The 16,135-nt window shown below is 74.3% G+C and carries 17 protein-coding genes; 14 read left to right on the forward strand and 3 right to left on the reverse strand.

Going from position 1 to position 16,135, the window contains the following annotated elements:
- Positions 1 to 14 precede the first annotated feature (14 nt).
- From MANAM107_RS09780 to MANAM107_RS09820, 9 genes are all read left to right on the forward strand, one after another.
- Positions 15 to 935: a dihydrodipicolinate synthase family protein gene (locus tag MANAM107_RS09780; protein ID WP_223907871.1), complete on the forward strand. Its 921-nt coding sequence runs from the start codon at positions 15 to 17 to the stop codon at positions 933 to 935.
- A 57-nt stretch (positions 936 to 992) separates the two neighbouring features.
- Positions 993 to 2,054 carry an ROK family protein gene (locus MANAM107_RS09785; protein WP_223907873.1) on the forward strand — a complete coding sequence of 354 codons (1,062 nt, stop codon included), beginning with the start codon at positions 993 to 995 and terminating at the stop codon, positions 2,052 to 2,054.
- 254 nt (positions 2,055 to 2,308) lie between these two features.
- Positions 2,309 to 3,007: an N-acetylmannosamine-6-phosphate 2-epimerase gene (locus tag MANAM107_RS09790; RefSeq protein ID WP_223913049.1), complete on the forward strand. Its 699-nt coding sequence runs from the start codon at positions 2,309 to 2,311 to the stop codon at positions 3,005 to 3,007.
- A gap of 257 nt (positions 3,008 to 3,264) precedes the next feature.
- Positions 3,265 to 3,546, forward strand: coding sequence for an HU family DNA-binding protein (locus MANAM107_RS09795; protein WP_179900264.1), 282 nt, complete (start codon positions 3,265 to 3,267; stop codon positions 3,544 to 3,546).
- A 155-nt stretch (positions 3,547 to 3,701) separates the two neighbouring features.
- Positions 3,702 to 4,505 (forward strand): ABC transporter ATP-binding protein, encoded by an 804-nt coding sequence (locus MANAM107_RS09800; RefSeq protein WP_179900265.1) that lies wholly within the window; start codon positions 3,702 to 3,704, stop codon positions 4,503 to 4,505.
- A complete protein-coding gene (locus MANAM107_RS09805) occupies positions 4,481 to 6,238 on the forward strand; it encodes a transporter (RefSeq protein ID WP_223907875.1) in 1,758 nt (585 codons plus the stop codon). Before MANAM107_RS09800 ends, MANAM107_RS09805 begins: the two co-directional genes overlap by 25 nt.
- A gap of 155 nt (positions 6,239 to 6,393) precedes the next feature.
- Complete coding sequence (gene nagB, locus MANAM107_RS09810) at positions 6,394 to 7,131, forward strand: glucosamine-6-phosphate deaminase (RefSeq protein WP_223907877.1); 738 nt, start codon at positions 6,394 to 6,396, stop codon at positions 7,129 to 7,131.
- A 110-nt stretch (positions 7,132 to 7,241) separates the two neighbouring features.
- Positions 7,242 to 7,601 carry a DUF3039 domain-containing protein gene (locus MANAM107_RS09815; protein ID WP_223907880.1) on the forward strand — a complete coding sequence of 120 codons (360 nt, stop codon included), beginning with the start codon at positions 7,242 to 7,244 and terminating at the stop codon, positions 7,599 to 7,601.
- Complete coding sequence (locus MANAM107_RS09820; RefSeq protein ID WP_223907884.1) at positions 7,598 to 9,418, forward strand: DEAD/DEAH box helicase; 1,821 nt, start codon at positions 7,598 to 7,600, stop codon at positions 9,416 to 9,418. The genes MANAM107_RS09815 and MANAM107_RS09820 overlap by 4 nt, the downstream gene beginning before the upstream one ends.
- A 136-nt stretch (positions 9,419 to 9,554) precedes the next feature.
- Here MANAM107_RS09820 and MANAM107_RS09825 read toward each other — a convergent pair whose 3' ends face one another.
- On the reverse strand, positions 9,555 to 10,886 hold the full coding sequence (locus tag MANAM107_RS09825; RefSeq protein ID WP_263421960.1) for a nicotinate phosphoribosyltransferase: 1,332 nt from the start codon (positions 10,884 to 10,886) through the stop codon (positions 9,555 to 9,557).
- A 139-nt stretch (positions 10,887 to 11,025) separates the two neighbouring features.
- Between MANAM107_RS09825 and clpS the strand changes: the two genes are divergently transcribed.
- Genes clpS through MANAM107_RS09850 form a run of 5 tightly spaced genes read left to right on the forward strand, consistent with a single transcriptional unit; the run spans position 11,026 to position 14,370 of the window.
- Positions 11,026 to 11,361 carry an ATP-dependent Clp protease adapter ClpS gene (clpS, locus tag MANAM107_RS09830; RefSeq protein ID WP_223907890.1) on the forward strand — a complete coding sequence of 112 codons (336 nt, stop codon included), beginning with the start codon at positions 11,026 to 11,028 and terminating at the stop codon, positions 11,359 to 11,361.
- A complete protein-coding gene (locus tag MANAM107_RS09835) occupies positions 11,361 to 12,149 on the forward strand; it encodes a DUF2017 family protein (protein WP_223907893.1) in 789 nt (262 codons plus the stop codon). The genes clpS and MANAM107_RS09835 overlap by 1 nt, the downstream gene beginning before the upstream one ends.
- A 30-nt stretch (positions 12,150 to 12,179) precedes the next feature.
- On the forward strand, positions 12,180 to 13,001 hold the full coding sequence (gene murI / locus MANAM107_RS09840) for a glutamate racemase (RefSeq protein ID WP_223913052.1): 822 nt from the start codon (positions 12,180 to 12,182) through the stop codon (positions 12,999 to 13,001).
- Entirely contained in the window at positions 12,998 to 13,795 is a 798-nt protein-coding gene (locus MANAM107_RS09845; protein ID WP_223907896.1) for an MBL fold metallo-hydrolase, read from the forward strand. The genes murI and MANAM107_RS09845 overlap by 4 nt, the downstream gene beginning before the upstream one ends.
- Positions 13,792 to 14,370 carry a DUF3054 family protein gene (locus MANAM107_RS09850; protein WP_223907899.1) on the forward strand — a complete coding sequence of 193 codons (579 nt, stop codon included), beginning with the start codon at positions 13,792 to 13,794 and terminating at the stop codon, positions 14,368 to 14,370. The genes MANAM107_RS09845 and MANAM107_RS09850 overlap by 4 nt, the downstream gene beginning before the upstream one ends.
- A gap of 18 nt (positions 14,371 to 14,388) precedes the next feature.
- Here the strand turns inward: MANAM107_RS09850 and MANAM107_RS09855 are convergent, their stop codons facing one another.
- Positions 14,389 to 15,120 carry a non-canonical purine NTP pyrophosphatase gene (locus tag MANAM107_RS09855; protein ID WP_223907902.1) on the reverse strand — a complete coding sequence of 244 codons (732 nt, stop codon included), beginning with the start codon at positions 15,118 to 15,120 and terminating at the stop codon, positions 14,389 to 14,391.
- 1 nt (position 15,121) lies between these two features.
- A complete protein-coding gene (rph, locus tag MANAM107_RS09860; RefSeq protein WP_223907905.1) occupies positions 15,122 to 16,000 on the reverse strand; it encodes a ribonuclease PH in 879 nt (292 codons plus the stop codon).
- Positions 16,001 to 16,135: the final 135 nt, after the last annotated feature.

Raw genomic sequence — 16,135 nt, forward strand, 5'->3', positions numbered from 1 at the left:
AGACAGCACGACACATGGACACCCGATTCACCGGCGTCATCCCGCCGGTCATCACCCCCTTCACCGCCGAGGGCGACCTCGACCTGGACAGCCTGGAGGCAGTGGTCGAGCACCTCATCACCGGAGGCGTCCACGCCCTGTTCGCCCTGGGCTCCTCCGGCGAGGTCGCCTACCTCACCGACGCCCAGCGCGACGCCGTCATCGAGCGCACCGTGAGCGCGGCGGCCGGGCGCGTGCCGGTCCTGGCCGGGGCCATCGACACCACCTCCCAGCGCGTCATCGCCCAGGCCCGCCGCGCCGTCGACCTGGGCGCCCAGGCCGTCGTGGCCACCTGCCCCTTCTACGCCAAGAACGACACCCAGGAGATCGCCGAGCACTTCCGGGCCGTCGCCGGGGCGGTTGACGCCCCCCTGTTCGCCTACGACGTCCCGGTGCGCCTGGGCGGGGTCAAGCTGGAGCGCGACATGCTGGTCGAGCTGGGAGGCCAGGGCGTCCTGGCCGGGGTCAAGGACTCCTCGGGCGACGACGTCGGCTTCCGCCGCCTGGTGGCCGCCAACGAGGCCGCCGGGCACCCCCTGGCCCTGCTCACCGGCCACGAGTGCGTCGTCGACGGGATGCTCCTGCTGGGCGCAGACGGTGTCGTGCCCGGCTACGGCAATGTCGACCCCCACCGCTATGCCCTCCTGTGGCAGGCCTCCCAGGAGGGCGACTGGGCCCGGGCGCGCCAGATCCAGGACGAGATCTGCGCCGGCTTCGAGATCGTCTTCGTACCCCGGGGCCGCTCGGCCGACGCCACGGGCATCGGCGCCTTCAAGACCGTCATGGAGGCCCAGGGAACGATCGCCACCAACCAGATGGCCTTCCCCGTGCGCGCCCTGGAGGGGCGGGTCAAGGACGAGATCCTGGCCATCGCCACCGCTCAGGGACTCATCTGAGGGCTGCCGGGCTCCCGCCGCAGCCCCGCCCCCGACCGCCGAATGCGAGGACATGCCATGAACGCCGACGCCCCGGTCCCCAAGCCGCCCAGCAGGCAGGAGCGCCGCCTCGTCGTGGGCCTGGACCTGGGCGGGACGAAGATGGCCGCCAGCCTGGTCAGCGCGGCGGGGGAGCCGGTGGGCCGGACTCAGACCCGCCCCACCCCCGCCCATGAGGGCCCCCGGGCCATGCTGGAGGCCATCGCCTCCCTGGTGCGCGACACCGCCCGCGGCGCCCTTAGCAGCCCGGGCGCGGTAGTGGCGGGCGTGGGCATCGGCACCGCCGGCGTGGTCGACGTCGAGGCGGGCCGGATCGTGTCCTCCACCGACGCGATCACCGACTGGGCCGGGACCGAGGTCGCCGCCGGGGTGGCCGCCCTGGTGGAGCCCGAGCTCGGTGCCCTGCCCATCCACGTGGAGAACGACGTCGACGCCTACGCCGCCGGGGAGGCCTGGCTGGGCGCCGGCCAGGGCCTGCCCTGCGTCCTGGTGGCCGCCGTGGGCACCGGGGTGGGCGGGGCCCTGGTCCTCAACGGCGGCGCCCGCCGCGGCGCCCACCACGTGGCCGGCGAGATCGGGCACATCCCGGTGGCCGAGGCGGCGGGCGAGCGCTGCACCTGCGGGCGGCCCGGACACCTGGAGGCCGTGGCCGCCGGCCCCCAGATCCACCGCCGCTACCTGGCGCTGGGGGGCGATCGCCAGGCCCGGGACGCCCGGGAGGTGGAGGAGCGCGCCGGCGCCGGGGACGCCCTGGCCCGGCGCGTCTACCGGGACTCGGCCACCGCCCTGGGCCGGGCGCTGGCGGGGGCGGCCACCCTCATGGACCCCGATCTCATCATCATCTCGGGGGGCCTGGCCCGCTCCGGGGAGCTGTGGTGGGGGCCCCTGCGCCAGGCCTTCGCCGGCGAGATCATCGATCCCCTGGCCGACCTGCGGATCGTGCCCGCCGTCCTGGGCGCCAGTGCCCCCATCATCGGCGCCGCCCGCGGGGCCCTCAGGCTCGCCGGCATCGCGGAGGACGGGACGGGGGCCGCACCGGGCCCCGTCCGCACGGCGGGGCCCGAGGACATGCGGCCCTAGGCGCGCCTCCCAGCGCGGCAGGGGCGCGGTCCCGAGTCCCCGCCGGTCCCGCCCAGCCCACTACAGCCGAGCACAGCACTGCGCACAGCACGAAGGAACTGCAAGGAGAGACCGTGAGCTCCCAGATCACCCCCGAGACGACACCCGAGACGACCAGCCCCGCATCCCCCCAGCCAGGCGCGCAGGCCACGGCCTCAGCGCCACCGGACTCACGGCCCCGGCAGGACCGGGGCGCCGGCTCCGGCCACCCGGTCCTGGAGGCCATCCGCGGGGGGCTCATCGCCTCGGCCCAGGCCTACCCGGGCGAGCCGATGCGCGACCCGCGCACCATGGACCAGGTGGCCCAGGCCTGCGTGCGCGGGGGAGCGGTGGCCATCCGCGCCCAGGGCCTGGCCGACCTCGAACTCATCAACCAGCATGTGGAGGTCCCGGTCATCGGCCTGTGGAAGGACGGGCACGAGGGCGTCTTCATCACCCCCACCCTCAAGCACGCCGTGGCCGTGGCCGCCACCGGCTGCCAGATCGTGGCGCTGGACGGCACGCGCCGCGAGCGCCCCGACGGCCTGAGCCTGGCCCGCACCATCGAGGGCCTGCGCGAGGCCTTCCCGCAGATCCTCGTCATGGCCGACTGCGGCTGCCTGGAGGACGCCAGGTGCGCCCAGGACGCCGGGGCCGACCTGCTGGGCACCACCCTGGCCGGGTACACCGGGCAGCGCCCGGCCACCCAGGGCCCCGACCTGGAGCTCGTCGACCAGATCGCCGCGGCCTGCCAGCGCCCGCTCATCGTCGAGGGCCGCGTCCACACCCCGGATCAGGCGGCCGCGGCCATGGAGCGCGGGGCCTGGGCCGTCGTCGTGGGCACGGCGATCACCCATCCCACCACTATCACCTCCTGGTTCGTCGAGGCGGTGAGCGGGGCCCAGTCGGCGCACCGCAGCGCCGTCGGCGGCTGACACGACGGCTGACACGCCATCGAGGGCGCTGCCGCGCGGGCCGGGAGCCCGACCGGGTGGGGCAGGCCGGCAATCGCCGTCGTTCCGCGGTTCGCGTCGCATGTGACAGGTGTGACGGGAGTTGCCCGGATGTGTCAATTGTTACGCATCATGCGGCGCAACACCGGCTTCGTACCTGACAAATCCCAGGTTCTATGCGTAGCGTTGCAGGAAGTGGCACCACAAATGGGTGCCCAACCGCGATCGAGAGGGAAGACATGTCTGTCAACCGCACCGAGCTCATTGCCGCAATCGCCGAGAAGGCCGGCCTGACCAAGACCGACGCCGACGCCTTCCTGGGCGCCTTCCAGGACGTCCTGGTCGAGAACGTCTCCAAGGGCGAGGCCGTCAAGATCACCGGCCTGATGGGCATTGAGCGCGTTGAGCGAGCCGCGCGCACCGGCCGCAACCCCCGCACTGGTGAGGAGATCCAGATTCCCGCCGGCTACGGCGTCAAGGTCACCGTCGGCTCCTCCCTGAAGAAGGCCGTCGCCGGCTGATTGCGGGGCGCACGCACCCGTTGAAGACCTGCCCGGAGGGCGCCAGGCCATGAGGCCCGGCGCCCTCCGGGCGCGTGAAGGCCCTTCCCGGGGAGGAGGGCGACCCCTTCTCAGGGAGGAGCCGGGGCATCATCCGGTGAGCCTAGGCTCGGGGCATGAGCGACACGACCTCGGCGAGTACCGCGAGCCCGGCGCCGCCGGTCCCCGCCCTGCGCCTGGAGTCCCTGGTCAAGGCCTTCGACCGCAAGGTGGCGGTCAACCGCATGAGCCTGAGCGTCCCGGCCTCCAGCTTCTACGGCATCGTGGGCCCCAACGGTGCGGGCAAGACCACGGCCCTGTCCATGGCCACCGGGCTGCTGCGCCCCGACGCCGGCAGCGCCCTGGTCCACGGCATCGATATCTGGGCCGAGCCCATGAGGGCCAAGGCCCACCTCGGTGTGCTGCCCGACGGCCTGCGCACCTTCGACCGCCTCAACGGCCTGGAGCTGGTCACCTACTCGGGACTGCTGCGGGGCATGGAGCGCGAGATCGTCCTACAGCGGGCCACCGAGCTCATCAGGGTCCTGGGGCTGTGGGAGGCCGGGACCACCCTCGTGGCCGACTACTCCGCGGGCATGCGCAAGAAGGTGCACCTGGCCTGCGCCATGGTCCACTCGCCCTCGATCCTCGTCCTGGACGAGCCCTTCGAGGCCGTGGACCCCATCTCGGCCAGGACCATCCAGGCCATCTTGAAGGACTTCGCCGCCGCGGGCGGCACCGTGGTCATGTCCAGCCACGTCATGGCCACCGTCGAGCGGCTGTGCGACCACGTGGCCATCATCCACCAGGGAGGCGTCGTGGCCGCCGGCACCACCGATGAGGTGGCCGGCTCCCAGGGCCTGGAGGACCGCTTCGCCCAGATCGTGGGCGCACCGGTGCGCACGGAGGGACTGGCATGGCTGCGGCCCTCATCGCACTGAGATGGCGCCTGACCCTGAACGCCCTGCGCACGAACCCCTGGGCGATCGTGGGCACCGTCATCGGCCTGCTCCACGGCGTGGGGCTCCTGTGCGGGGCCGCGATCGGGGTCGTCGCGCTGGGGGGCCTGGCCTCCCCGGCGCAGACCGCAGCGGTCCTGGGCGGCCTGGGCGCACTCATCGTGGCGGGCTGGACAATGGTGCCCCTGCTCCTGACCGGCGTGGACTCCACCCTCGACCCGCGCGCCATCGCCGCCTGGACCGCGCCCTCACCCGCCCTGGCCCGGGGACTGCTGGCCGCAGCCGCCTGCGGCATCCCCGGAGTCCTCACCGCGGTGGTGCTCCTGCTTCCCACGATCGCCTGGCTGGCGGCCGGTGAGCCGGCAGCCGCCGGCCTGGCGGCACTGTGCGCGCCCGCCGGGCTGACCACCTGCGTGCTGCTCTCGCGCCTGGTCGTGGTCCGCGCGGGAACCTGGGCCTCGCGGCGCGGGCGCGAGACCACCGCCGTCATCGCCTCGCTCCTGGTCATGATCGCCGCCCTCCTGCCCTCCCTGGCCACTGAGGTCCTGGAGGCGCGCAGCCTCCAGGACCTGGCGGGGCTGCGCACGGCCGCCACCGCCCTGGGTCTGAGCCCCCTGGGGTGGTCCTTCGCCGCGCCGGGGCTCCTGGCCACCGGGCCGGCCTGGGCGGCGATCGCCGTGGCCCTGGGAGCCTGGCTTCTCCCGCTGGCGCTCCTGCGGCCCTGGTATCGCCTCGTGGCCCGGGTGATGACGACCACCGGTTCCACAGCCGGCGCCTCGCAGTCCTACGGCTCCCGTGCCCCAGCCCATGTTCCAGCGGCTGAGGGGACGGCCCCAGGGGCGGGCGAGGGCGCCCATAGGGCCGCGATCCCCGAGGCGCTGCCCTGGGCCGGCAGGCTCTCCCGCCTCCTGCCCGCCGCCAGTGCGGCCATCGCCGCCCGGGGCCTGCGCTACTGGCGCTCCGATCCGCGCTACCTGCTGCAGCTGATCTCGGTGATCATGGTTCCCATCCTCCTGGTGGCCATGCCCGCCTTTCGGGCCGTCCGGGTCTCCGTCAACGGCCAGGAGGTGCACACCAGTGCTGCGCTGGGCCAGGCCCCCATCGCCGTGCTGCTGATCGTCCCCGTCCTGGTGCTCATGATGGGGTGGTCCATCCACAACGACATCGGCTATGACTCCACCGCGGTGTGGAGCCATATGAGCGCAGGCGTGCCCGGCCGCCAGGACCTGGCGGGCAGGGCGGTGGCCGCCCTGGTCTGGCAGGTGCCCGTGGCCGCCATCGGCGTGGTGGGGGTGTGCCTGTGGGCGGGGCGCTGGGACGCCGCCCCGGCCCTCATCGGGGGCAGCGCGGCGCTGCACGGCTGCGCCCTGGCCTGGTCGCTGCTGACCAGTGTGCTCCTGCCCTACGAGGTCGTGCCTCCGGGGGCCTCCCCGCTGAGCTCGCGCACCTCGGGCATGGCCCTGGTGGCCGCCCTGGTGCAGATGCTCGGGCTCCTGGCCATCCTCCTGGCCGCAGCGCCCGTGGGCGCGCCGGCCGTCGCGGCCGTGGTCACCGGCCACGTCTCCTGGGGCTGGCTGCTCCTTCCCGTCGGCGCCGCCTGGGGCGCGGGGGCCCTGGCCCTGGCCATCGCCCGGGCGGGGCGCCTGCTCGATCGTCGCGGCCCCGAGCTCCTGGCCGCCATCCAGTCCTGGCCCGGCCACAGCCAGGCCGCCTGACCCGCGCCCACGGCCCCGCCGTCGTCGGCCCGCCGGCTCCGCGCGCCACCCCACGAGGGCGAAAGCCATCGGGCCGGGGCCCTGGGGAGTAGAGTTGTGCCGCCGCCCGAGCGGGTAGGCCCAGGTCATCCCCACGTGTCAGAGAGGACGCAGCAATGAAGGTCGTCATCCTGGAGACCGCCGAGGACATCGCCCAGCGCGCCGCCGACGAGATCGAGGCGCTGCTGGACTCCAAGCCCGATGCCGTCCTGGGGACCGCCACCGGCTCCAGCCCCCTGCCCCTCTACGACGAGCTCGCCCGCCGCTGCCAGGCCGGGCGGATCTCCCTGGCCCGGGTCGAGGGCTTCATGCTCGATGAGTACGTGGGGCTGCCCGCCGGCCACCCCGAGCGCTACGCCACCTTCATGGAGACCCACCTGCGCTCACGCGTGGATATGCGCCCCGGCTCCCTCCACGGCCCCGACGCCCTGGCCCAGGACCTGGAGGCCGCCTGCCGCGACTACGAGGAGCAGATGGCGGCCGCCGGCTACTGCGACCTGCAGATCCTGGGCATCGGCTCCGACGGGCACATCGGCTTCAACGAGCCCGGCGGCCCCCTGGACTCGCGCACCCACATCGACGTCCTGACCGAGCAGACCCGCCGCGACAACGCCCGCTTCTTCGGCGGCGACATCGAGGCCGTCCCCACCCACTGCATCACCCAGGGGCTGGCCACCATCATGGAGGCCCGCAAGCTCGTGCTCATCGCCACCGGCCAGGGCAAGGCCCCCGCCATCGCCCAACTCGTCGAGGGGCCGGTCAGCGCCCAGTGGCCCGCCACCGTCATGCAGAACCACGACGACGCCCTGGTCCTCATCGACCCCGAGGCCGCCAGCCTGCTGACCGCGCAGTGAGGCCGGCGATCCCGGCCGGGCCCGCCGCCGGGCCGGGGGAGAGGCTCCCCACAGGGGCCCGGGGCGGGGCCGGGCCCCTGCGCGCCGGCCCGGCGGCCTACACTGGGCCCATGAGTGAGACCCGTGCCAGCACCGACCCCGGGAGCCCCGGCTTCCCGTCCGACCCCGCTGCCGAGCCCTCTCAGAGCGTGGGCACCGCGGTCCTGGAGCGCGAGGAGCTCCAGTCCACCGACGACGGCGACGCCGACCGCTTCGCCCACTACGTGCGCAAGGACAAGATCGCCGCGGCCGCCGCCACCGGCCGGCCCGTCGTCGCCCTGTGCGGCAAGGTGTGGACCCCGGGGCGCGACCCGTCGAACTACCCGGTGTGCCCCACCTGCAAGTCCATCTACGAGCAGATGAACGACGGCGGCCAGGGCGGCAGGGGCCCGCGCTTCCCGCGCCTGCCCTTCGGACGAGGCGGTCAGTGAGCCCGGCCGTCGGCGGCCAGTCCCTCCACCACCCGACGCGCGCCTCGACGTCGGCCGCTGAGTCCCTCCCCCCTGCCTACCCCCGCCGTGCCGCCTGGGGGACGGCCGGCTCACTGCGCGCCTGGCAGGCCGCCGCACTGCGCCAGTACCTGGAGGCCATGCCCCAGGACTTCCTGGCCGTGGCCACCCCCGGGGCCGGCAAGACCACCTTCGCCCTGCGCGTGGCCACCGAGCTGCTCAGCGCCGGGGAGGTGCACAAGGTCACCGTCGTGTGCCCCACCGAGCACCTGAAGTACCAGTGGGCCGAGGCCGCCGCGCGCGTGGGCATCCACATCGACCCCTCCTATGCCAACTCCCAGGGCGCACTGGGATCGCGCTTCGACGGGGTGGCCCTGACCTACGCGCAGGTCGCCGCCAACCCCAACCTGCACCGGGCCCGCACCGACCGCTCCCGCACCCTGGTGATCCTCGATGAGATCCACCACGCCGGCGACGCCCTGAGCTGGGGCGACGCCATCCGGGAGGCCTTCACCCCGGCGCGGCGCCGGCTGGCCCTGACCGGCACCCCCTTCCGCTCCGACGTGGCCCCCATCCCCTTCGTGCGCTACCGGCCCGACGCCGCGGGCGTGCCGCGCTCCGAGCCCGACTACTCCTACGGCTACGCCGATGCCCTGCGCGACGGCGTCGTGCGCCCGGTGATGTTCATGTCCTACTCGGGCCAGATGCGCTGGCGCACCAAGGCCGGCGACGAGGTCGCCGCCCGCCTGGGAGAGCCCCTGACCAAGGACATGGAGTCCCAGGCCTGGCGCACCGCCCTGGACCCGGCCGGGGAGTGGATCCCCGCCGTCCTGGCCGCCGCCGACCAGCGCCTGAGCGAGGTGCGCCGCCAGGTCCCCGACGCCGGCGCCCTGGTCATCGCCTCCAACCAGGCCACCGCCCGCGCCTACGCCAAGCAGCTGCGCGCCATCACCGGGACCAGCCCCACCGTGGTGCTCTCCGATGACAATGGCGCCTCCAGCCGCATCGAGGCCTTCTCGGCCTCCACCGAGCGCTGGATGGTGGCGGTGCGAATGGTCTCCGAGGGTGTGGACGTCCCCCGACTGGCCGTGGGGGTCTACGCCACCTCCACCTCCACCCCCCTGTTCTTCGCCCAGGCGGTGGGGCGCTTCGTGCGCTCGCGGGCCCGCGGCGAGACCGCCTCGGTGTTCCTGCCCTCGGTCACCCCGCTGCTGGGGCTGGCCGGGGAGATGGAGGTGGCCCGCGACCACGTGCTGGCCAAGCCCGGGGCGGGGGCCGATGAGGACGCCCTGTTCAGCCCCGAGGACCGGCTCCTGGCCCAGGCCAATAAGGAGGAGGCGGCCTCGGCCGAGCTCCTGCCCGGCTTCGAGGCCATGGGCAGCCAGGCCGAGTTCGACCGCGTGCTCTTCGACGGCGGGGAGTTCGGCACCGGGGCCATGGTGGGCTCGGTGGAGGAGCAGGAGTACCTGGGGCTTCCCGGCCTGCTGGAGCCCGAGCAGGTCACGGCCCTGCTGCGCCAGCGCCAGGACAACCAGATCCGGGCCCAGAAGAAGGAGGCCGCGGCCGCCCAGCGCCGGCGCGCCAACGCGGGGATCGACGACGCCCGACGCAGGGCCGCGGCCCGCAAGGAGCTCTCCCAGCTGGTCTCGGCCTGGGCCCGGCGCTCGGGCCAGCCCCACGGCGTGGTCCACACCGAGCTGCGACGGGTGTGCGGCGGGCCGGAGGTGGCCGCGGCCTCCACCGAGGAGATCGAGAAGCGCATCCAGACCCTGCGCCGCTGGTTCGTGGGCAAGCGCTGAGCCCGGGCCCTGCGCAGATGCGCTCTCCAAGACGCGGATTGACCGGGGTGGAGGGGGCAATCCGCGTCGTGGAGGGGAGACGTGCGAAAGCGGGCCGCCGGCCGGGCTACCGCGGCCGGGGCCGGTGCCGGGCGGCTCAGCGCCGCGAGGCCTGCATGCCGTTGAGGTCCAGGTGGCGCGTGGGCAGGGCGGGATCGCCCTCGCTCAGGCGCCAGGCGTCGTAGGGCAGCTCGGCGCGCGAGACCCGGTGGCGCTCGGCGGCCGCCTCCAGGGCCCCGGGCCCGCGGTGCTCCTCGACAACCCGGCCCTGGTCGATGAGGGTGAGCTGCAGGGGACGGGCCTGGGCGGCGGCCAGGGCCTCCATCCCCTGGTCCTCGGTGGTGGAGGAGACCACGAGCTCCTCGACGGCGGTGCCCGAGGAGTCCAGGACCCGCCCGGCCCACTTGCGCCCGCCCACCGTGGACTTCCCGCCCGAGGAGAACTTGGCGACCTCCTCCATCGTGCCATCGGCCCCCCGGCGCTCCACGAGCTTGTAGACCAGGGCGGCGGTGGGGCGCCCCGAGCCGGTTACCAGCCGGGTGCCCACGCCGTAGGAGTCCACGGGGGCGGCGCCCAGGCCCGCGATGGCGTACTCGTCCAGGTCGCTGGTCACCGTGATCCTCGTGCTGGTGGCCCCCAGGGCGTCGAGCTGGGCGCGCACCTTGAAGGCCCCCGCCACCAGGTCGCCGGAGTCCAGGCGCACCGCGCCCAGCTCGCCCCCCGCGGCCCGGGCCGCGGTCACGGCCCGCTCCACACCCGTGGCCACGTCATAGGTGTCCACCAGGATGGTCGTGCCGGGGCCCTGGGAGGCGATCTGCGCGGCGAAGGCATCCTCCTCCGAGTCGTGCACCAGCGTGAAGGAGTGCGCGGAGGTGCCGAAGGTGGGGATGCCGTAGGCCAGCCCCGCCTCCAGGTTGGAGGTCCCGATGAACCCGCCGACGACGGCGGCCCGGGCCGCGGCCACCGCCGCCTGCTCGTGGGTGCGCCGCGCGCCGAAGTCGATGCAGGGGCGCCCGTGCGCGGCAATGGTCATCCGTGAGGCCGCCGAGGCCACGGCGCAGTCGTAGTTGTAGATCGACAGGGCCAGGGTCTCGATGATGCAGGCCTCGGCGAAGGTGCCCTCCACGCTGAGCAGCGGGGAGCCCGCGAAATAGCACTCGCCCTCGCCGTAGCCCCGCACCGTGCCCGAGAAGCGGTAGTCGCGAAGGTAGTCCAGGGTCTCATCGTCCACCACCCCGGTGCGGTGCAGGAAGTCGATCTGCTCGGGGGTGAAGGTGAAGGCCTCGATGGCCTCCAGCAGCCGCCCGGTGCCGGCGACCACGCCGAAGCGCCGTGAGGCCGGTAGGCGCCGGCCGAAGAGCTCGAAGACGCTGTCGCGATGCGCGGCCCCCGAGCGCAGGGCGCTTTGCAGCATGGTCAGCTCGTACATGTCCGTCAGCAGCGAGGTGCTCGGTGAAGGGCGCAAGGTGTTCACGAGGCCCAAACTACATCCCTGCCGCTGGAGCCCCGTGGGCGCAGCCGGCCCCGATCCCGGCGACTCGGTGCGGGCCAGGCGATAGGCTGGATCCATGAGCGCCGCGCTGCCCGTCGTCGAACCGGAGGCCCTCGAGGATGCCCGCGCCCGCCGCCGGCCCCTGTGGTCCACCGTGGTCCACGACGATCCGGTCAACACGATGAGTTATGTGACCTGGGTGTTCCACTCCTACTTCCGCTTCCCCCTGCCCACGGCGCGGGCCCGCATGATGGAGGTCCACACCGCGGGGCGCGCCGTGGTCTCCCGCGGGGCCCGCGAGCGCATGGAGGTCGATGTCACCGCCATGCACGGCTACGGCCTGCGCGCCACCATCGAGCCTCTGGCCGGCGGCGAGGACTCCGGCCCGGGCCAGGACGACGGCGGCCTGTGATGCGCGCCTTCACCCCCACGCCCCAGGGGCCGGCCTGTGCCATGGAGGACTGGGAGCGCGAGCTGCTGGCCGGCCTGGCGATGCAGGTCGCCGCGGTGCTCGAGGCCGGTGCCCCGCTGGGAGGCGGGCAGGGGCATGCGGGCCCGGGGCGCCCGGGGGAGTCGGGCCGGGATCGGGAGATCCTGGAGGCCCTGGACTTCCCGGCCCCCGCCTGGCCCGGGGCCGGGGACGCCGTCGGGCGCTCGCCCATGGGCGGGGCGGTGGACGGGGTGGATGGGACCGCGGACGCGATGACGGCCAGCGATCCCCTGGAGCAGGCGCCCGAGGAGCTCAGACCCCTCCTACGGGTCCTGCTGCCCGAGGCCTCGCAGGATCCGGCCACCGCCCGGGAGGTGGGCTCCCTGACCCGTGAGCCCCTGCGCCAGGACAAGCACGGGCGCCTGGAGGCGATGGCCGCCGAGCTGGCCCGGCCCTCCGGCCCCGCGGGGGCGGTGCTGGTGCGCCGGGGCCAGGAGGGCGCGTGGCTGGGGGCCATCAATGACATCCGCCTCGTCCTGGCCCAGCGGCTGAGCATCGAGACCGCCCAGGACGCCGAGCGGGTGCACCGGGTGGCACTGGAGGAGGCCGGCGGTCCTGCGAGCGAGGCGGGTGGGGGCGCGGGGCCGGGCGGCATGGATGATCCTGCTCACGCCCAGTGGCTCAGAGCCACCGCCCTCATCTACGACCTGGTGACCTGGTGGCAGGAATCACTGGTGGCCGCGGTGCTCGGGGACTGGGGGCCCGCATAGTCTCGCCACGTGAATGACGCTCCGATCGGGATGTTCGACTCCGGTGTCGGCGGCCTGACGGTCGCCCGCGCAGTGCTGGATCAGCTGCCCGGGGAGCAGGTGCTCTACATCGGGGACACCGCCCACGGCCCCTACGGCCCGCGGGACATCGACGAGGTGCGGACACTGGCCCTGCGCGTCATGGACGAACTGGTCGACTCCGGGGTCAAGCTCCTGGTCATCGCCTGCAACACGGCCTCGGCGGCGGTGCTGCACACGGCGCGCAACCGCTACACCAAGGGCAAGGGCGTGCCCGTCATCGAGGTCATCCACCCGGCCGCGCGGGCGGCCGCCCATGTCACCCACAACGGCCGGGTCGGGCTCATCGCCACCCAGGGGACCGTGGACTCGGGCGTCTACGAGGACGCGCTGGGCGTGGTGCCGGGGATCAGCCTGACCAGCCAGGCCTGCCCGCGCTTCGTGGAGCTGGCCGAGAAGGGGATCACCACCGGGCCCGAGGTCCTCGACGTGGCCCGGGAGTACCTGGAGCCCATCCAGGCTGCCGAGGTCGACACCCTCATCCTGGGATGCACCCACTACCCCCTGCTGGTGGGGCCCATCTCCTATGTCATGGGCCAGGACGTGACCCTGGTGACCTCCTCCGATGAGACCGCCAAGGACGTCTACCGGGCGCTGGCCAAGCGCGACCTGCTGCGCAGCCCTGAGGCGGGGGAGCCCGTCCACCAGTTCCGGTCCACCGGTGATCCGGCGGCCTTCGCGGGCCTGGCCCGCAGGTTCCTGGGGCCGGAGGTCAGCCATGTGGTCCGGGCCGATGCGGTGCCCGGGCCGGCGGGCGCGGGGGGTGCGGCATGAGGCTGACGATCATCGGCTGCACCGGCTCGATGTCGGGCCCGCAGTCCTCGGCCTCCTCCTACCTGGTGCAGGCGGTGGGCGCCGGGCCCGACGGCGTCCAGCGCATCCACTCCATCGTGCTGGACCTGGGGCCGGGCTCCATGGGGCAGCTGCTGCGCCGCCTCGACCCTGCCGAGTTGGATGCCATCGCCATCTCCCACTGCCACGCCGACCACATGGTGGACCTGGTGGGGATGCACGTCTACCGCCGCTGGCGCCCCACCGGCGCCCTGGGGCCGGTGGCCTGCCTGGGGCCCTCCGAGCTGCTCGATCGTCTGCGCGGCGTGGACGGGGCGGGCCCGCAGGAGGACTACCGCACCGAGTTCGACTTCATCACGGCCGTTCCGGGCCAGACGCTGCGCATCGGCCCGATGACGATCACGCCCTTCACCGCCCTGCACCCGGTGGAGGCCTACGGCTACCGCATCGAGGGCCCCAGCGAGGGGCGCCCGGGCAGGCGGGTCTCCCTGGCCTTCACCGGGGACACCGACCTGTGCCCGGGCATGAGCGCCATGGCCAAGGGCGTGGACCTGCTCCTGGCGGAGGCGGCCTTCGTCGAGGGCCGCGACACGGTCCCCGGCATGCACCTCACGGGGCGCCGGGCGGGCCAGCTGGCCTCCCAGGCCCGGGTCCGGCGCCTGGTGCTCACCCACATCCAGCCCTGGACCGATCCGGCGGTGCCGGTGGCCGAGGCCCGCTCGGTCTATGCCGGGCCCTGCGAGGCGGCCACCGCCGGGGCCACCTGGGAGCTGTGAGCACGGTGGATGGGGGCGAGGGCGCCCGGGTTGTGGATGCGGCGCCGTCCTGCGCTCCTGGCGGGCCACCCGCCCGCCGCATCACCTTCACCCCCGCCCTGCCCGACGGCGCCGATTGCCCCTGGACGCGCGAGCGGCGCACCCGCTGGTGGCTGGTCCTGCCCTCCGACGTCGTCGCCGTCGCCCTGGTGGCGCTCTTCGGCGCGGCCGCGACCAGGACGCTGGACGCCCTGGCCACCCCGCTGTGGCAGGCGATGGTCGCGGTGGTGGTGGGCTGGCTGGTGGCCTGGCTGCTCAGGCGCTGCCGGCCCGACCACCTGGAGGCGGTGGCGCCCGACGGGCTCATCGTCATCGCTGCTGCCTGGTGCGCCTGGAGCGGGCTGCACCTGGCCGTGGGCGGGGCGGGCCGGGCCGGCTCCTGGATGGTGATGACCGGGGCCTTCCTGCTGGCCTTCCTGGGCGGGTGGCGCTGGCTCTACGGCTATGTGCGCGCCCACGACTGCCTGGTGCCCGCCCCACTGGCGCGCCGCATGGCCGCCCAGGAGGAGGCGGAACGGGCCGGCGGGGCGGGCTGAGCGCCGTCGCTCCGGCGGTCAGGGATCCTGGGACAGGACCTCGGCCAGGGCAGGGGCCAGGGCGGTGAGGGCCTTGCCGCGGTGGGAGATGGCGTTCTTCTCCGCGGGATCCATCTGCGCCGTGGTGCGCCCGCGTCCCGGTGGGGCGTCCTCGCTGGTGGGCACGAAGATCGGGTCGTAGCCGAAGCCGCCCTGGCCGCGGGGCGCGTGCAGGAGCCGGCCCTCCATGGAGCGCTCGATGGTCACCACCCGCTCCGGCTCCCGGCGGCTGTCCGCATGCCCGGCTGAGGGCGGGGGTACCACCAGGACGGCGGCGCAGGTGAAGCGGGCGGTGCGGTGGGGGTCGGCGACGTCGGCGATCTGGTCCAGCAGCAGCTGGAGGTTGGCGGCGTCGTCGCCGTGGCGCCCGCTCCAGCGGGCCGAGAAGATGCCGGGCGCCCCACCCAGGACGTCCACGCACAGGCCGGAGTCGTCGGCGACGGCGGGCAGGCCGGTGGCCAGGGCCAGGGCACTGGCCTTGATGAGGGCGTTGGCGGCGAAGCTCAGGCCGTCCTCGATGGGCTCCGGCGCGTTCAGGCAGGCGGCGGAGATGATGGCCTGCTCGGGCAGGCCCGGGACGAGGGGCGTCAGGATGGCGCGCAGCTCTGCCAGTTTGCCGGGATTGCGGGTGGCCAGGACCAGGCGGGCGTCCCGGGGCGCCTCGGCGGCGGGAGTCGTGCCCGGGGGCCGGTTCTCTGGCGGGGCGCTCATCTCAGGACTCCCGGGCGGAGGGGGCCTCCTGGCCGGGGGAGGCGGCGGTCTCAGCGCCCTCGGCGGGCACGGCGGTCTCGGAGGAGATGGTCAGGGGGCCGCTCCCGGTGGCCTCCAGGGCCCGGCGCTGCAGGGCGGCGAGCTGGGCGTTGCCCGTGGCCGCCAGGTCCAGCAGGGCGTTGAGCTCGTCGCGGTCGAAGGGGGCGTGCTCGGCGGTGCCCTGGACCTCGATGAAGCGGCCCTGCCCGGTTTGGACCACGTTCATGTCGGTGTGGGCGCGCACGTCCTCCTCATAGGGCAGGTCCAGGCAGGGCACGGAGTCGATGATGCCCACCGAGATGGCCGACAGGGAGTCGGACAGGACCGGTCTGCCGGCCCGGGGCTTGATCAGGCCCTTGCCGGTTCCCCAGGCCACGGCGTCGGCCAGGGCCACGTAGGCGCCGGTGATGGCGGCGGTGCGGGTGCCGCCGTCGGCCTGGAGGACGTCGCAGTCCAGGGCGATGGTGTTCTCGCCCAGGGCGGCCACGTCGATGATGCCGCGCAGGCTGCGTCCGATGAGGCGGGAGATCTCGTGGGTGCGCCCGCCGACCTTGCCGCGCACGGACTCGCGGCCCGAGCGCTCCGAGCCGGCCCGCGGCAGCATGGCGTACTCGGCGGTCACCCACCCCTGGCCGCTGCCCTTGCGCCAGCGCGGCACGCCCTCGGTGAAGGAGGCGGCGCACAGCACGCGGGTGCGCCCGAAGCTGATGAGGACCGAGCCCTCGGCGTGGTCGAGCCAGTTGCGGGTGATGGTCACGGGGCGCAGCTCATCGGTGGCGCGGCCATCGCGCCGGGTGAAGGCGCGGCTGCTCGGCGAGGTCGAGGTATCGGTGTCAGTCACGCTGCGCAGCCTACCCGCTGGGTCGGATGCGCATGTGGGACTGCGGCGGGCCCGGCGGGCGGGATGGGGGCAGGGGCCACGGCCGGCGTTGGCAGGGTGCGGTGAGCCTGGTGGGGCAGGCGGGTGAGGCGGCAG

This window comes from Actinomyces capricornis, assembly GCF_019974135.1.
GTDB classification, from domain to species: domain Bacteria; phylum Actinomycetota; class Actinomycetes; order Actinomycetales; family Actinomycetaceae; genus Actinomyces; species Actinomyces capricornis.

Excerpts from the sequence above, each read along its gene's own strand:
- MANAM107_RS09795 (WP_179900264.1), top strand. The coding sequence starts at position 3,265 with ATGTCTGTCAACCGCACCGAGCTCATTGCCGCAATCGCCGAGAAGGCC.
- MANAM107_RS09780 (WP_223907871.1), top strand. The coding sequence starts at position 15 with ATGGACACCCGATTCACCGGCGTCATCCCGCCGGTCATCACCCCCTTC.
- MANAM107_RS09825 (WP_263421960.1), bottom strand. The coding sequence starts at position 10,886 with ATGTACGAGCTGACCATGCTGCAAAGCGCCCTGCGCTCGGGGGCCGCG.
- MANAM107_RS09845 (WP_223907896.1), top strand. The coding sequence starts at position 12,998 with ATGAGGCTGACGATCATCGGCTGCACCGGCTCGATGTCGGGCCCGCAG.
- clpS (WP_223907890.1), top strand. The coding sequence starts at position 11,026 with ATGAGCGCCGCGCTGCCCGTCGTCGAACCGGAGGCCCTCGAGGATGCC.
- MANAM107_RS09800 (WP_179900265.1), top strand. The coding sequence starts at position 3,702 with ATGAGCGACACGACCTCGGCGAGTACCGCGAGCCCGGCGCCGCCGGTC.
- nagB (WP_223907877.1), top strand. The coding sequence starts at position 6,394 with ATGAAGGTCGTCATCCTGGAGACCGCCGAGGACATCGCCCAGCGCGCC.
- MANAM107_RS09785 (WP_223907873.1), top strand. The coding sequence starts at position 993 with ATGAACGCCGACGCCCCGGTCCCCAAGCCGCCCAGCAGGCAGGAGCGC.
- MANAM107_RS09805 (WP_223907875.1), top strand. The coding sequence starts at position 4,481 with ATGGCTGCGGCCCTCATCGCACTGAGATGGCGCCTGACCCTGAACGCC.
- MANAM107_RS09815 (WP_223907880.1), top strand. The coding sequence starts at position 7,242 with ATGAGTGAGACCCGTGCCAGCACCGACCCCGGGAGCCCCGGCTTCCCG.
- murI (WP_223913052.1), top strand. The coding sequence starts at position 12,180 with ATGTTCGACTCCGGTGTCGGCGGCCTGACGGTCGCCCGCGCAGTGCTG.
- MANAM107_RS09855 (WP_223907902.1), bottom strand. The coding sequence starts at position 15,120 with ATGAGCGCCCCGCCAGAGAACCGGCCCCCGGGCACGACTCCCGCCGCC.
- MANAM107_RS09835 (WP_223907893.1), top strand. The coding sequence starts at position 11,361 with ATGCGCGCCTTCACCCCCACGCCCCAGGGGCCGGCCTGTGCCATGGAG.